Origin of the sequence: Pseudomonas sp. GM21 (genome assembly GCF_000282215.1) — a bacterium.
Classification (GTDB): Bacteria; Pseudomonadota; Gammaproteobacteria; order Pseudomonadales; family Pseudomonadaceae; genus Aquipseudomonas.
The window spans coordinates 25,914-41,307 of sequence record NZ_AKJS01000004.1 but is presented as its reverse complement, the minus strand read 5'-3'; the positions used below and the strand labels follow the sequence as shown (position 1 = coordinate 41,307).

At 59.1% G+C, this 15,394-nt stretch carries 17 protein-coding genes and 1 pseudogene; 16 read left to right on the top strand and 2 right to left on the bottom strand.

Annotated elements, in window-relative coordinates; all coding sequences use genetic code 11:
• The 3 genes from PMI22_RS28610 to PMI22_RS28620 form a co-directional block, all read left to right on the top strand.
• On the top strand, positions 1-692 hold a 692-nt coding region (locus tag PMI22_RS28610; protein ID WP_007942343.1), incomplete at its 5' end, for a GTPase.
• 137 nt (positions 693-829) lie between these two features.
• Positions 830-1,948, top strand: coding sequence for a glutamate 5-kinase (gene proB, locus PMI22_RS28615; protein WP_033048621.1), 1,119 nt, complete (start codon positions 830-832; stop codon positions 1,946-1,948).
• Between the two features lie 12 nt (positions 1,949-1,960).
• A complete protein-coding gene (locus PMI22_RS28620; protein WP_007942341.1) occupies positions 1,961-2,425 on the top strand; it encodes a CreA family protein in 465 nt (154 codons plus the stop codon).
• Positions 2,426-2,608: 183 nt separating this feature from the next.
• Here the strand turns inward: PMI22_RS28620 and rpsT are convergent, their stop codons facing one another.
• Positions 2,609-2,887, bottom strand: coding sequence for a 30S ribosomal protein S20 (gene rpsT, locus PMI22_RS28625; protein ID WP_007942340.1), 279 nt, complete (start codon positions 2,885-2,887; stop codon positions 2,609-2,611).
• Positions 2,888-3,139: 252 nt separating this feature from the next.
• Here rpsT and murJ point away from each other — a divergent pair, with 252 nt between their 5' ends.
• The 6 genes from murJ to ispH all read left to right on the top strand — a co-directional run bounded on the left by murJ (position 3,140) and on the right by ispH (position 10,635).
• On the top strand, positions 3,140-4,678 hold the full coding sequence (gene murJ / locus PMI22_RS28630) for a murein biosynthesis integral membrane protein MurJ (protein ID WP_007942339.1): 1,539 nt from the start codon (positions 3,140-3,142) through the stop codon (positions 4,676-4,678).
• A gap of 128 nt (positions 4,679-4,806) precedes the next feature.
• Positions 4,807-5,757, top strand: a complete 951-nt coding sequence (ribF, locus tag PMI22_RS28635) for a bifunctional riboflavin kinase/FAD synthetase (protein ID WP_007942338.1) — start codon at positions 4,807-4,809, stop codon at positions 5,755-5,757.
• Complete coding sequence (ileS, locus tag PMI22_RS28640; protein ID WP_007942337.1) at positions 5,758-8,589, top strand: isoleucine--tRNA ligase; 2,832 nt, start codon at positions 5,758-5,760, stop codon at positions 8,587-8,589.
• Complete coding sequence (lspA, locus tag PMI22_RS28645; protein WP_007942336.1) at positions 8,582-9,094, top strand: signal peptidase II; 513 nt, start codon at positions 8,582-8,584, stop codon at positions 9,092-9,094. Before ileS ends, lspA begins: the two co-directional genes overlap by 8 nt.
• Positions 9,095-9,101: 7 nt before the next feature.
• Entirely contained in the window at positions 9,102-9,539 is a 438-nt protein-coding gene (gene fkpB / locus PMI22_RS28650; RefSeq protein WP_177323418.1) for an FKBP-type peptidyl-prolyl cis-trans isomerase, read from the top strand.
• A gap of 148 nt (positions 9,540-9,687) precedes the next feature.
• Positions 9,688-10,635, top strand: coding sequence for a 4-hydroxy-3-methylbut-2-enyl diphosphate reductase (gene ispH, locus PMI22_RS28655; protein ID WP_007942334.1), 948 nt, complete (start codon positions 9,688-9,690; stop codon positions 10,633-10,635).
• On the opposite strand, the gene PMI22_RS28660 is transcribed toward ispH, so the two are convergent.
• Entirely contained in the window at positions 10,632-11,153 is a 522-nt protein-coding gene (locus PMI22_RS28660; protein ID WP_007942332.1) for a GspH/FimT family pseudopilin, read from the bottom strand. The two genes, ispH and PMI22_RS28660, sit on opposite strands and share 4 nt — an antisense overlap.
• A 107-nt stretch (positions 11,154-11,260) precedes the next feature.
• Between PMI22_RS28660 and PMI22_RS28665 the strand changes: the two genes are divergently transcribed.
• The 7 genes and pseudogenes from PMI22_RS28665 to thiO all read left to right on the top strand — a co-directional run bounded on the left by PMI22_RS28665 (position 11,261) and on the right by thiO (position 15,341).
• Positions 11,261-11,734 (top strand): GspH/FimT family pseudopilin, encoded by a 474-nt coding sequence (locus PMI22_RS28665; RefSeq protein WP_007942330.1) that lies wholly within the window; start codon positions 11,261-11,263, stop codon positions 11,732-11,734.
• Positions 11,731-12,180, top strand: a complete 450-nt coding sequence (pilV, locus tag PMI22_RS28670; protein ID WP_007942329.1) for a type IV pilus modification protein PilV — start codon at positions 11,731-11,733, stop codon at positions 12,178-12,180. Before PMI22_RS28665 ends, pilV begins: the two co-directional genes overlap by 4 nt.
• Complete coding sequence (locus PMI22_RS28675; protein WP_007942328.1) at positions 12,177-12,890, top strand: PilW family protein; 714 nt, start codon at positions 12,177-12,179, stop codon at positions 12,888-12,890. Before pilV ends, PMI22_RS28675 begins: the two co-directional genes overlap by 4 nt.
• The gene (locus PMI22_RS28680; RefSeq protein WP_033048620.1) at positions 12,887-13,366 is read left to right on the top strand and encodes a pilus assembly PilX family protein; all 480 of its coding nucleotides are present in this window, start codon (positions 12,887-12,889) and stop codon (positions 13,364-13,366) included. Before PMI22_RS28675 ends, PMI22_RS28680 begins: the two co-directional genes overlap by 4 nt.
• Positions 13,367-13,553: 187 nt before the next feature.
• A pseudogene (locus tag PMI22_RS31770) lies at positions 13,554-13,769 on the top strand (hypothetical protein); the annotation flags it as partial.
• A 14-nt stretch (positions 13,770-13,783) separates the two neighbouring features.
• Complete coding sequence (locus PMI22_RS28690) at positions 13,784-14,185, top strand: type IV pilin protein (RefSeq protein ID WP_007942325.1); 402 nt, start codon at positions 13,784-13,786, stop codon at positions 14,183-14,185.
• A 55-nt stretch (positions 14,186-14,240) separates the two neighbouring features.
• Positions 14,241-15,341, top strand: coding sequence for a glycine oxidase ThiO (gene thiO / locus PMI22_RS28695; protein WP_007942323.1), 1,101 nt, complete (start codon positions 14,241-14,243; stop codon positions 15,339-15,341).
• Positions 15,342-15,394: the final 53 nt, after the last annotated feature.

The window sequence follows — 15,394 nt, the reverse complement described above, 5'->3', positions numbered from 1 at the left end:
CGGTATCGGCTGCCAAGCCGAAAGTCGCCGATTACCCGTTCACCACCTTGGTGCCGAACCTGGGCGTGGTCAGCGTCGATCGCTGGAAGAGCTTCGTGGTTGCGGACATTCCGGGCCTGATCGAAGGCGCTTCCGATGGTGCTGGCCTGGGGATTCGCTTCCTCAAGCACCTGGCGCGTACCCGTTTGCTGCTGCACCTCGTGGACATGGCGCCGCTGGATGACACCAGCGCACCGGATGCCGCTGAAGTAATCGTCAGCGAGTTGACCAAATTCAGCCCGTCCCTGGCTGAGCGTGATCGCTGGCTGGTGCTGAACAAGTGCGACCAGATCCTTGAGGAAGAGCACGATGCTCGCGTCAAGGAGATCGTCGATCGTCTGGGGTGGACTGGTCCGGTTTATGTGATCTCGGCTATCTCCAAGCTCGGCACCGAGCGTCTGTGTCACGACATCATGCGCTACATGGAAGATCGTGCTGACCGTCTGGCTGCCGACCCGGCTTACAAGGAAGAGTTGGCTGAGCTCGATCAGCGCATCGAAGACGAAGCCCGTGCTCAGTTGCAGGCCCTGGATGACCAGCGTGCCCTGCGTCGCAGCGGCGTGAAGTCAGTCCATGACATCGGCGACGATGATTGGGATGAAGAAGATGTGGATGACGAAGACGGTCCGGAAATCATTTACGTGCGTGACTGATTCGTTGCAGTAAACTTAAGCGCCGCTCAATCGAGCGGCGTTTTAGTATCTGGAAATCGATAGTTGGTCACGAATAACCACGAATAACGTTACGGGCAGTGCCAGGTCGCGCTGTCCTCAAGCTAAGGTTGAAGATGATGCGGAGCAAGGTGACAGGTGCGCAGCGTTGGGTCGTGAAGATCGGCAGCGCTTTGCTGACGGCGGACGGCAAAGGCCTGGATCGCGCAGCAATGGGTGTCTGGGTCGAGCAGATGGTGGCTTTGCATGAAGCTGGCGTCGAGCTCGTGTTGGTGTCTTCCGGGGCGGTGGCTGCGGGGATGAGCCGCTTGGGCTGGACCGTACGACCCAGCGCGATGCACGAGTTGCAGGCTGCCGCCGCCATCGGTCAGATGGGGTTGGTGCAGGCCTGGGAGTCGAGCTTTGCCGAGCATGATCGGCACACGGCGCAGATTCTCCTGACGCACGATGACTTGTCCGACCGCAAGCGTTACCTGAACGCCCGCAGCACCTTGCGTGCACTGGTTGAGTTGAAGGTGATCCCGGTGATCAACGAAAACGACACCGTGGTGACTGACGAAATCCGTTTCGGCGACAACGACACGCTGGCGGCCCTTGTGGCCAACCTGGTCGAGGCTGACTTGCTGGTGATCCTCACGGATCGCGATGGCATGTTCGACGCTGATCCGCGCAACAACCCCGACGCTAACCTGATTTATGAAGCGCGCGCCGATGATCCAGCGCTGGATGCGGTGGCGGGCGGTACCGGTGGTGCGCTGGGGCGTGGTGGTATGCAGACCAAATTGCGTGCTGCGCGTCTGGCGGCCCGCTCCGGGGCGCACACCATCATCGTGGGCGGGCGCATTGAGCGCGTGCTGGATCGCCTGAAGGCGGGTGAGCGCATTGGCACCTTGCTCTCGCCTGAGCGTGGCATGCTGGCGGCGCGCAAGCAGTGGCTGGCCGGGCATTTGCAAACCCGTGGCACGCTGGTGCTGGATGGTGGTGCGGTGAAAGCGTTGGTCCAGGACCATAAAAGTTTGCTGCCGGTGGGGGTCAAGCTGGTCCAGGGCAGCTTCCGTCGTGGCGAAATGGTGGTGTGTGTGGCGCCGGATGGTCGCGAGATCGCTCGAGGCCTTGCTAACTACAGCGCGCTGGAAGCGCAAAAAATTATCGGTCAGTCGTCTGAGGCGATTGTCGGTCTTTTGGGTTACATGGCTGAGCCGGAACTGGTTCACCGCGATAACCTGATTCTGGTCTGAAGGAATACCTGAATGCGAATGGCAAAAGGATTGTTGGGTCTGCTGCTGGCGATGCCGTTGCTGGCTTCGGCTGAGGAAATTGGCCAGGTATCAACAGTGTTCAAATTCGTCGGTCCGAACGACCGTATCGTCGTCGAAGCGTTTGATGATCCGAAGGTCGATGGCGTGACGTGCTACCTGTCGCGAGCAAAGACGGGTGGTGTGAAGGGTGGTTTGGGGCTGGCTGAAGATCGCGCCGAGGCGTCCATCGCTTGCCGTCAGGTCGGGCCCATCAGCTTCAAGGGTGAGCTGAAGGATGGCGATGAGGTGTTCAAGGAGCGCACGTCGCTGGTGTTCAAGACCATGCAGGTGGTGCGCTTCCTCGACAAGAAGCGCAATACGCTGGTGTATCTGGTCTACAGCGATCGTGTGATTGAAGGTAGCCCGCAGAATGCGGTGACGGCGATTCCGATTCTGCCGTGGGCGCAGCCTCAATAATCTGACGCAAATCCAAGTGTGGGAGCGGGCTTGCTCGCGAAGGCGGTGTAGCAGTCAACGATGATGTTGAATGTAACGACCTCTTCGCGAGCAAGCCCGCTCCCACATTTTTTTTGTTGTGTTTGCCAAATCGCAGGCAATAAAAAACCGACCCTGAGGTCGGTTTTTCAACAAGCTTATCGCTTAAGCGGCAACAGCAAGGTTCAGAGCCTTGACGTGACCGTTCAGGCGGCTCTTATGACGAGCAGCCTTGTTCTTGTGGATGATGCCTTTATCGGCCATACGGTCGATAACTGGCACGGCCAGAACGTAAGCAGCTTGAGCTTTGGCAGCGTCTTTTGCGTCGATGGCTTTAACTACATTCTTGATGTAGGTACGAACCATGGAACGCAGGCTGGCGTTGTGGCTGCGACGCTTCTCAGCCTGTTTTGCACGTTTTTTGGCGGAAGGTGTGTTGGCCACCGTCGAGCTCCTCGAAAGACTTTTTAGGAAATAGCAAACAAAATAGGCCGCGAATCATGCCGATGAGTTGATGTCTTGTCAAGGGCGGTTGAGACGTTCCGCTAAGTGGTAGGTATAAAGAGGCGGGATATTTATTTCCGGCGCTTGACCTGTAAACTCGCGAGCTTTGGCTCTGTGCTGCTGCGGCGCGGAGTATCGCATAAGTAGGCGCTTTGTTCGCCTGCTGTTTATCGACAGGCACAAACTCTTTCAATGAATCTGCTCAAATCGTTGGCCGCCGTCAGCTCTATCACGATGATTTCCCGGGTTTTGGGGTTTGTTCGTGACACGCTGATCGCACGTACATTTGGTGCCGGGATGGCGACGGACGCCTTCTTTATCGCCTTCAAATTGCCAAACCTGTTGCGCCGGATCTTCGCCGAGGGGGCATTTTCCCAGGCTTTCGTGCCGATTCTGGCCGAATACAAAAGTCAGAAGGGTGAGGAGGCGACGCGAACGTTTGTTGCGTACGTCTCGGGCCTGCTGACGCTGGTACTGGCGCTGGTGACAGTGTTGGGGATGATTGCTGCTCCCTGGGTGATCTGGGCGACCGCGCCGGGTTTTACCGATACACCGGAAAAATTCGAGCTGACTGCCAGCCTGTTGCGGGTGACCTTTCCCTACATATTGCTGATCTCCCTGTCTTCCCTGGCCGGTGCGATCCTCAATACGTACAACCGTTTTTCGGTGCCGGCCTTCGTGCCGACCCTGCTCAACGTCAGCATGATCATCTTTTCGCTGTTCCTGACCCCGTATTTCGATCCCCCGGTCATGGCGTTGGGCTGGGCGGTTCTGGTGGGTGGTCTGGCGCAATTGCTCTATCAGCTACCGCACCTGAAAAAGATCGGCATGCTGGTGTTGCCACGCCTGAACCTGCGTGACAGTGGCGTCTGGCGGGTCATGAAGCAGATGCTGCCGGCGATTCTAGGCGTGTCCGTGAGCCAGATTTCGCTGATCATCAACACCATCTTCGCGTCCTTTCTGGTGGCCGGATCGGTGTCCTGGATGTATTACGCCGACCGATTGATGGAATTGCCGTCCGGCGTGCTGGGTGTGGCGTTGGGCACGATTCTGTTGCCGACACTGGCCAAAACCTACGCCAGCAAGGATCGTCACGAGTATTCGCGCATCCTCGATTGGGGGCTGCGCCTGTGCTTCGTCCTGGTGTTGCCGTGTGCGCTGGCGCTGGGGATTCTGGCCGAGCCGCTGACCGTCTCGCTGTTCCAGTACGGCCAGTTCAGCGCCTTTGATGCTTCAATGACGCAACGGGCGTTGATCGCTTATTCAGTCGGGTTGCTCGGTATTATCGTGATCAAAGTGCTGGCGCCAGGCTTTTATGCGCAACAAAACATCCGTACTCCGGTAAAAATTGCAATTTTCACCCTGGTGGTAACCCAGTTGTTCAACCTGATGCTGATCGGTCCGCTGGCCCACGCAGGTCTGGCCCTGGCGATCAGTGCCGGTGCCTGCCTCAACGCCGGGTTATTGTTCTATCAGTTGCGCAAGCAGCAGATGTACCAGCCGCAGCCGGGCTGGGCGAAGTTCGGCGCCAAGCTCGTCATCGCCGTGTTGGTGATGTCAGGGGTGTTGCTGGTCGGGATGCACTTCATGCCGGCCTGGGATCAGGGGCATATGCTGGAGCGGTTCCTGCGCCTTGGTGCTTTGGTCGCGGCCGGTATCGTCTCTTATTTCGGGATGTTGCTGCTGATGGGCTTCCGTTTGCGCGACTTCAATCGCAAGGCATTGAGTTGAGGTTTCGACCTCGATAAACACGGGCGAGCCGGTGGTTTTGTCGGCTCGATCACTTTGGTTACGGTGTTGCCTGTCGTCGGCCGCCGGGTGTGGTTATAATCGACCACTTTATGAGCAAGAAGCGCGTTATGCAGCTGGTTCGAGGCCTCCAAAATCTGCGCCCCCAGCATCGGGGCTGTGTCGCCACCATTGGCAACTTTGACGGTGTTCACCGTGGTCACCAGGCTATCCTGGCGCGGCTGCGTGAACGTGCGCTCGAGTTGGGCGTGCCCAGCTGCGTGGTGATTTTTGAGCCGCAGCCGCGCGAATTCTTTGCTCCGGACACGGCCCCGGCCCGTCTGGCCCGGCTGCGGGACAAACTGCAGCTGCTGGCCGACGAAGGTGTCGACCGCGTCCTGTGCCTGGCTTTCAACCAGCGCCTGAGCAAGCTCAGTGCCAGCGAATTCGTTGATACCATCCTGGTGGATGGCCTTGGCGTACAGCACCTGGAAGTCGGAGATGACTTCCGCTTCGGCTGCGACCGCGTAGGAGATTTCGATTTCCTGCTACAAGCCGGCATCGTTCAGGGCTTTACCGTCGAGGCGGCGCAAACGGTCGAGCTGGACGGCATCCGGGTCAGCAGCACCCAGGTCCGCAATGCCTTGGCCGCTGCTGATTTCGCCTTGGCCGAGCGACTGCTCGGGCGGCCGTTCCAGATTACCGGGCGGGTGCTGCACGGCCAGAAACTGGCGCGCCAGTTGGGTACGCCCACGGCCAACATACAACTCAAGCGCCGTCGCGTGCCGCTGTCCGGGGTTTACCTGGTCAACGTCGACATCGACGGCAAGACCTGGCCAGGTGTCGCCAATATCGGCGTGCGGCCAACGGTTCAAGGTGATGGCAAAGCCCACCTCGAAGTGCATCTTTTAGATTTTGCCGGCGATCTGTATGACCGGCGTTTGACGGTGGTCTTCCACCACAAGCTGCGTGAAGAGCAGCGTTTCGCCTCTCTGGAGGCGCTTAAGACGGCGATCAATGCGGATGTCGCCGCCGCCCGTGCCCTGTCGCACCTAGCGCCAATCGCTAATGAAGAGCCTTAAATGACCGACTATAAAGCCACGCTAAACCTTCCGGACACCGCCTTCCCAATGAAGGCCGGCCTGCCTCAGCGCGAACCGCAGATTCTGCAGCGCTGGGACAGCATTGGCCTGTACGGTAAGTTGCGCGAGATTGGCAAGGATCGTCCGAAGTTCGTCCTGCACGACGGTCCTCCGTACGCCAACGGCACGATTCACATCGGTCATGCGCTGAACAAGATTCTCAAGGACATGATCATCCGCTCGAAGACCCTGTCGGGTTTCGACGCGCCTTATGTGCCGGGTTGGGACTGCCACGGTCTGCCGATCGAGCACAAAGTCGAAGTGACCCACGGCAAGAACCTGGGCGCGGACAAGACCCGCGAACTGTGCCGTGCCTACGCCACTGAGCAGATCGAAGGCCAGAAATCCGAATTCATCCGTCTGGGCGTGTTGGGCGACTTCGCCAACCCGTACAAGACCATGGACTTCAAGAACGAGGCCGGTGAAATCCGCGCCTTGGCTGAAATCGTCAAGGGCGGTTTCGTGTTCAAGGGCCTGAAGCCTGTGAACTGGTGCTTCGACTGCGGTTCGGCCCTCGCTGAAGCGGAAGTCGAGTACGAGAACAAGAAGTCCTCGACCATCGACGTAGCCTTCCCGATTGCCGACGAAGCCAAGCTGGCTGCCGCTTTCGGGCTGCCATCGCTGGCCAAACCGGCTTCGATCGTGATCTGGACCACCACCCCGTGGACCATCCCGGCCAACCAGGCGCTGAACGTTCACCCGGAATTCAATTACGCCCTGGTCGATGTCGGCGACAAACTGCTGGTGCTGGCTGAAGAGCTGGTCGAGTCGTGCCTGGCGCGTTACAGCCTGGAAGGTTCGGTCATCGCGACCACCACCGGTAAAGAACTGGACCTGATCAATTTCCGTCACCCGTTCTACGATCGCCTGTCGCCAGTTTACCTGGCCGAGTACGTTGAACTGGGCGCCGGCACGGGCGTGGTTCACTCCGCACCGGCCTACGGCGTGGACGACTTCGTGACCTGCAAGAAGTACGGCATGGTCAACGACGACATTCTCAATCCGGTACAAAGCAACGGCGTATACGCGACGTCACTGGAATTCTTTGGCGGCCAGTTCATCTGGAAAGCCAACCCGGCCATCGTCGACAAGCTGACTGAAGTCGGCGCGCTGCTGCACACCACGATCATCGAACACAGCTACATGCACTGCTGGCGTCACAAGACCCCGCTGATCTACCGCGCCACCGCGCAGTGGTTCATCGGCATGGACAAAGAGCCTGTGACCGGCGACACCTTGCGCAAGCGGGCGATCAAAGCCATCGAAGACACCAGGTTCGTCCCGGCCTGGGGCCAGGCGCGCCTGCACTCGATGATCGCCAACCGTCCGGACTGGTGCATCTCCCGTCAGCGCAACTGGGGCGTGCCGATCCCGTTTTTCCTGAACAAGGAAAGCGGCGAACTGCACCCACGCACCGCCGAGCTGATGGAAGAAGTCGCCAAGCGCGTCGAGGTCGAAGGCATCGAAGCCTGGTTCAAGATGGACGCCGCCGAACTGCTGGGTGACGAAGCACCGCAGTACGACAAGATCAGCGACACCCTGGACGTCTGGTTCGATTCGGGCACCACGCACTGGCATGTCCTGCGTGGTTCGCACCCGATGGGTCACGAAACTGGTCCACGCGCCGACCTGTACCTGGAAGGTTCGGACCAACACCGTGGCTGGTTCCACTCGTCGTTGCTGACGGGTTGCGCCATCGACAACCACGCGCCATACCGCGAACTGCTGACCCACGGCTTCACGGTTGATGAGTCCGGTCGCAAGATGTCCAAATCTTTGGGCAACGTGATTGCACCGCAAAAGGTCAACGACACCCTGGGCGCCGACATCATGCGTCTGTGGGTGGCTTCCACCGATTACTCGGGTGAAATGGCGGTTTCCGAGCAGATCCTGCAACGCAGTGCGGACGCCTACCGGCGTATCCGTAACACCGCGCGCTTCCTGCTCTCGAACCTGACCGGCTTCAACCCGGCCACCGACATCCTGCCGGCCGAAGACATGCTCGCGCTGGACCGTTGGGCCGTGGACCGCACGCTGCTGCTGCAACGTGAACTGCAAGAGCACTACGGCGAATACCGCTTCTGGAACGTCTATTCCAAGATCCACAACTTCTGCGTGCAGGAGTTGGGTGGTTTTTACCTCGACATCATCAAGGACCGTCAGTACACCACTGGCGCCAACAGCAAGGCCCGCCGTTCGGCGCAAACCGCGCTGTATCACATCTCCGAAGCGCTGGTACGCTGGATTGCACCGATCCTCGCGTTCACCGCTGACGAACTGTGGGAATACCTGCCGGGCGAACGCAACGAATCGGTAATGCTCAACACCTGGTATGAAGGTTTGACCGAGCTGCCGGAAGGCGTCGAGCTGGACCGCGCCTACTGGGAGCGGATCATGGCGGTCAAAGTTGCCGTCAACAAAGAAATGGAAATCCAGCGCGCGGCCAAGGCCGTCGGTGGCAACCTGCAAGCCGAAGTGACGCTGTTTGCCGAAGAAGCGCTGAGCGCCGACCTGGCCAAGCTGAGCAACGAACTGCGCTTCGTGTTGATCACTTCGACCGCGACTGTTGCACCATTCGTTCAGGCGCCGGCCGATGCCGTGGTCACCGAAGTCAGCGGTTTGAAGCTGCAAGTGGTCAAGTCGAGCCACGCCAAGTGCGCCCGTTGCTGGCACTGCCGTGAAGACGTCGGCGTGAACCCGGAGCATCCGGAAATCTGCGGTCGTTGCGTCGACAACATCAGCGGCGCTGGCGAGGTCCGTCACTATGCCTAACGCCGTTGGCCGTTTCGGACGGCTGAGCTGGCTCTGGTTGAGTTTGCTGGTCCTGGTCATCGACCAGGCCAGCAAGTTCTACTTCGAAGACAGGCTCGAGATGTTCCAGCAAATCGTGGTGATCCCCGATTTGTTCAGCTGGACCCTGGCCTACAACACCGGCGCGGCGTTCAGCTTCCTGGCCGACAGTTCCGGCTGGCAGCGCTGGTTGTTCGCACTGATCGCGATAGTGGTCAGTGTGGTGCTGGTGGTGTGGCTCAAGCGTCTGGGGCGCAATGAAACCTGGCTGGCGGTCGCCTTGGCGCTCGTGCTGGGTGGCGCGCTGGGTAACTTGTATGACCGCATTGCCCTGGGCCATGTGATCGATTTCATTCTGGTGCATTGGCAGAACCGCTGGCAGTTCCCGGCGTTCAACGTTGCCGACAGCGCAATCACGGTGGGTGCCGTGATGCTGGCACTGGATATGTTCAAAAGTAAGAAGACCGGAGAAGCCATTCATGACTGAACAGGTATTGGCCGAGCAACGCATCCGCCAGAACACGGAAGTCACCTTGCACTTTGCACTGCGCCTGGAGAACGGCGACACCGTCGACAGCACCTTCGACAAAGCACCGGCGACCTTTCAGGTCGGTGACGGCAACCTGTTGCCGGGTTTCGAAGCCGCACTGTTCGGCTTCAAGGCGGGCGACAAGCGTACGCTGACGATTCAGCCGGAAAACGCTTTCGGCCAGCCGAACCCGCAGAACGTACAGATCATCCCGCGTCCGCAGTTCAAGGACATGGACCTGTCACCGGGTCTGCTGGTGATCTTCAACGATGCGGCGAATACTGAGCTGCCTGGCGTTGTGAAAGAATTCGATGACGAGCAAGTGACCATCGACTTCAACCACCCGCTGGCTGGCAAGACATTGACCTTTGACGTCGAAATCATCAACGTCAAATCGCTGTAACTTGAGGGAGCGAGCCCGCTCGCGATGACGGCCTGACATTCAATATTGATGTCGACTGATACTCCGTCATCGCGAGCAGGCTCGCTCCCACAGTAAAAGGTTTTTCCCTGTTTTCGCTATTTCTTGCGCGCAAGACACGAGGCACAGCATGCAAATCAAACTCGCCAACCCCCGTGGCTTCTGCGCCGGCGTGGACCGTGCGATCGAAATCGTCAACCGCGCCCTTGAAGTCTTCGGGCCGCCGATCTACGTGCGCCACGAAGTGGTTCACAACAAGTTCGTCGTCGAAGACCTGCGTGCTCGCGGGGCGATCTTCGTTGAGGAACTGGATCAGGTGCCGGATGACGTCATCGTGATCTTCAGTGCCCACGGCGTTTCCCAGGCCGTGCGTACCGAAGCCGCCAGCCGTGGCCTCAAGGTGTTCGACGCGACTTGCCCTCTGGTGACCAAGGTACACATCGAAGTCGCTCGCTACAGCCGCGATGGCCGTGAATGCATCCTGATCGGCCACGCCGGTCATCCGGAAGTCGAAGGCACCATGGGCCAGTACGATGGCAGCAATGGTGGCGCGATTTACCTGGTCGAAGACGAGAAAGACGTTGGCGCCTTGCAGGTGCACAATCCGGAAAAACTCGCTTTCGTGACCCAGACCACCCTGTCCATGGACGACACCAGCCGCGTGATCGACGCGCTACGTGCGCGCTTCCCGGCGATTGGTGGTCCGCGCAAGGACGACATCTGCTATGCCACGCAAAACCGTCAGGACGCCGTCAAGCAATTGGCCGACGAATGCGACGTGGTGCTGGTGGTCGGCAGCCCGAACAGTTCCAACTCCAATCGCTTGCGAGAGCTGGCCGAACGGATGGCCACCCCGGCTTACCTGATCGACGGCGCCGAAGATCTGCAAAAGAGCTGGTTTGACGGTGTCGAGCGCATCGGCATTACCGCCGGTGCTTCTGCTCCGGAAGTGTTGGTGCGTGGGGTCATCCAGCAATTGCAGGCCTGGGGCGCAACCGGTGCCGATGAGCTGGCCGGGCGTGAGGAGAACATCACGTTTTCCATGCCTAAAGAACTGCGCGTACGTTCTCTGCTTTAACGCTGACATAAAGTCTGCTCGGCTTTATCGCTGCGCAGGCTGACGCGACCTGTCGCAGCCAACACCACTTGAAGCTGGCTGACGGGTTCGCGAGCTGCGCAAAAGTGCAGTGTCCCCGCTTGAAAGGCCCGTCCTCCGGGCATCTGTGGTGCGCCTATCCCGCTGAAACGAATGTAACGCCTGACCTGCCTATTTCCGACTATCGACCCCCGAGCGCTGCCCGCGTGCTCAACCAGTAGCGGATTGTTGCTGTCCGCCGGCCCTTTACCGCTGATGTCCAGAATGATCCGCCAGCCCTGACCCCAATCCCCGTTGATGCCATGAATCACAACGGTCTGATTGTGTGTGATGGCTAGGGTTCTGGCGTTGCGTATTCCACTGGCCAGCGCGTGCGCCGCTTGCTCTCGATGGTTCGATTCAGTGAGTGCCGCGAACGCCGGACTGACCAACAGTAGAACAATTGTGGCAATTGCCAGTCCCATAAGCAGTTCGATCAGGCTGAAACCTTGCTGTTGCATGGCATTTCCTTCCCTGGAGAGTTGTCACCCACGCAATCCATGCGGGGGTGCAGGCAGATGTTCTAGCGCGTAAAGGCAGGTATAGCCGACGGCAACCGAGGGCACCGATGGATCATCGTACAAAAGGTTTCACGCTGATCGAGTTGTTGCTCGCGCTCGCGGTGTTTCTGATTTTGATCACCCTGGCGGTGCCGGCGTTTACCCGTTCGGTGCAAACCACCAGGGCCGATACTGAAATCGGCGGCTTGCAGCGTGGGCTCAATTTCGCCCGGCTGGAGGCCATCGATCGTGGCATCACCATCCGGGTCCGCCCGACGGCTGGTGGCAATGGATGGAGCGGTGAATTGACGGTCTATGACGGTACCGGCACGCCGGCCAATGTATTGCGGGTTGTTCCAGCGATGAGCGGCGGCGCCACTCTGACGCTAACCTCAGAGGTCACAGCGCTGGACTTCAACAACCTGGGTGGTTTGTCGGCACCGTCTACTTCAGTCGTCATCAACTACGTACGGGGGACGCAAAGCAGGACGCTGAATGTGTGTTTGAACGGACGAATTCTATTGGGTGGAAGTTGCGGATGAGGGGATGGAGCAAGCGTGCACAGGAGGGCATGACGCTGATCGAAGTCTTGGTTGCGTTATTGATACTGACGGTGGGGCTATTGGGGGCCGCGGCGATTCAGCTCAATGCGCTGAAATACACCGACAGTTCACGCATGACCAGCCAGGCCAGTTTTATCGCCTACGACATGATGGACCGCATACGCGCCAATTCCGCGGCCGACTACACCGTCACACCACCGGCCTCGGGCAACTTGAGTGTCGCCCGAGATCAGGATCTCTACGATTTCACCACCAACATCGTCAATTTCGGCGGTGCGACGGCTACCGGCAGCGTGGCGTTGAACCAGCGGGTCTACACCATCACCATCACCTGGGATGACTCGCGCGCTGCCAATACCGCCAACTCGCGCCGCAGCTTCATCTTGACCAGCCGCGCCACGGTCGACCCGGTGTCCACGCCATGAGCCGCTCCAGCCGGGGGTTCGGTTTGATCGAGTTGTTGATTGCGCTGGCGTTGAGCCTGATCGTGGTGCTCGGCGTCGTGCAGATTTTTATCGCGGCTAAAAATACCTACGTTAGCCAGAACGTCTCTGCGGGGATGCAGGAAGACGCGCGATTTGTGTTGAGCAAGATGATTCAGGAAATCCGCATGGTCGGCATGTTCGGCTGTCTGGGGGCCATCACTGACTCAAGTGATGCAGGTGATTTTAACGCCAGCCAGATAACGCCCATCAGTTGGGACAATGCCAATCACAAGCTGACCCTGGTGACGGCGGATGTCGGCGGCGCGGGCGGAGTGCCGGTGTGGACGGTAATCACTAATTGTCGAAACTCGGCGACGGCGTACACCGGCGAACGTAAACCCGCAACGGGGTTTCTGGCGTTTCCGATACGGCGATTGATCTACAGCTTCAGCAATAATCAGATATTGATGGGGGCTGGCGCCGGCAAGCCAACCCAGTACGTACTGGTGAATAACGTGGAGGCGTTCAATGTCAGCTTCGGCCTCGCCAGTTCGGCCACCGATCTGGCCGCTTCCAGTTACAGCAGCAACCCGTCAGACCCGGCACGCATTCGCAGCGTACGGCTAAGCCTGACCCTCACGGACCCGAACCATCGAGTGCGCGACCAAACCTTCAACGTGGTTGCCGCTTTGCGCAACCGCTTGCCATGAGGGTGGCTGCCATGACGTCTCACGCCCAACGCGGTATGGCGCTGCTGGTCAGTCTGGTGTTTCTGCTGTTGCTGACGTTGATCGGCCTGTCTTCGATGCAGAACGCCACCCTGCAGGAAAAAATGGCCGGCAGCGTGAGCTTGCGCAATCAGTCGTTTCAAGGTGCAGAAGCGGCGCTGCGGGTGGGGGAAAGCGCCGTGCAGCGGGACGGCTATTCACTGCCGATTTGCAGCAATGGCCGTCAGTGCTCACCGCCACCCGAGTCAAAGTCCGTGACTGCCGCAGGGGTTAATTCCGCTTCGGGGGTGACCTGGATCGCATCCGGAACGGGCTTTTATGGTGTGCAAAACATTGGCACTACCCAGGCTGCCGTGAATTTACCGACTCACACCACGGCAACCCTGTACCGGGTGACGGCAGTAGGTATTGCGGGCCATTCGCGCAGCGTGGTGGAGAGTATTTATGCAAAATACTAAGCGCCACATTGCATGGCGACTGCGGCGGTTTGGCGTTGGGTTGTTGCTGTGCCTGTCGATGCCGGCCTATTGTTTTACGTCGCCGGACGCGCCAACCCCGAGTAAACGTCGATGTCTGGCCGCTGGCAATTGGTACGGTTTCTATCGCGAAAAACAGGGGTTGACGGCAATCTGCCTGAGGCTGCCTGAAGCGTTCAGCGTTAAGATGCTCGACGGTAATGGCGATGGCGTAGTCGATAATCCCGACGTAATTTCCAGCGGGGTGATCTATATCGGCGATAATCCGTCCTCCGATGGCATCGCCAATGACATCACCGGAAATGATTCTGGAGACGTGATCACCCCAGTGGTGGAAAAATCCGGCGGCGGCAGCCGTCGCATCATGTGGCGACAAATACAGTAAGTGAGAGTTGAGGCATGCGTAGATCCAACCGAGGTTTTACCCTGATCGAAATCATGATCGTGATTGCAATCATCGGGATCGTCATCACCATTGCCGCCCCGAGCTTCACCGAATACCTGAATAAAGGCCGGCGCGGCGAAATTGCCGGAATGCTATCGGAGCAGGCGCAGATCCTTGAACGGTTCTACTCCCAGAACAATGTCTACACCAACGCCACCGGCCTGAGCGCCGGCAACGACTATTACACCATCACCCCGACCCTGACTGATCAGACCTTCCTGCTGACCGCGGTGCGAAAGTCCGGTTCGAGCATGGCCACCGACAAGTGCGGGGATTTCACCCTCACCAATACCGGTGTCAGAAGCATGGTCAACGCCACAGACGGGTTGACCGCCAAGGACTGCTGGGGCGGCTGAGTTTCTTTTCGGGCGCCTCTTGCGCCCTTCGTCTATTTAACGGTTGGATCTGAACATGACCAGGCAACAGCAAGTGGTGATTGTCGGCGGTGGCGTGATTGGGCTGCTGACGGCGTTCAATCTCGCGTCCGAAGTGCAGAGTGTTGTGCTGCTGGATCGTTCGAACGTCGGGCAGGAGTCGTCATGGGCGGGGGGCGGGATTGTTTCGCCGTTGTACCCGTGGCGCTACAGCCCGGCAGTCACTGCGTTGGCGCATTGGTCCCAGGATTTTTATCCACAGCTCGGTGAGCGACTGTTCGCCGCAACCGGGGTTGACCCTGAAGTTCATACCACCGGTTTGTACTGGCTGGATCTGGATGACGAGATTGAGGCGCTGGCCTGGGCCGAGCGCGAGAACCGTCCGCTGCGGGCTGTGGATATCTCGGCGGCACACGATGCAGTGCCGGTGCTGGGCGCGGGTTTTTCGCGGGCGGTCTACATGGCCGATGTCGCCAATGTGCGTAATCCTCGGCTGGTGAAGTCGCTGAAGGCTGCCTTGCTGGCGCTGCCGAATGTGACGATCCACGAGCAGTGCGAAGTCAGCGGGTTCATTCGTGAGGGTGATCAAATCGTGGGTGTGCAGACCTCGACGGGTGCCATTGCGGGTGATCAAGTGGTCCTGACAGCCGGCGCCTGGAGTGGTGATTTACTGAAAAGCCTGGGGCTGGAACTGCCAGTCGAACCGGTAAAAGGGCAAATGATTCTGTACAAGTGCGCGTCAGATTTTCTGCCGAGCATGGTGCTGGCCAAGGGGCGTTATGCGATTCCCCGGCGCGACGGGCACATTCTGATCGGCAGTACGCTGGAGCATGAAGGCTACGACAAGACACCGACCGATTCGGCGCTGGAAAGCCTGAAGGCAACGGCGGTGGAGTTGATTCCGGCATTGGCGGATGCCGAAGTGGTCGGGCATTGGGCCGGGTTGCGGCCGGGCTCGCCGCAAGGCATACCTTACATCGGCCAAGTGCCAGGGTTTGAAGGGCTTTGGCTCAACTGCGGGCATTACCGCAATGGGCTGGTGCTGGCGCCGGCGTCGTGTCAGTTGTTTGCCGATGTGATGCTGGGGCGCGAGCCGATTATTGATCCTGCGCCGTATGCACCGACCGGGCGGATCTGACCGCTAATGATGTATCGCCGGGCAGATAGCTATCGCGAGCAGGCTCGCTCCCA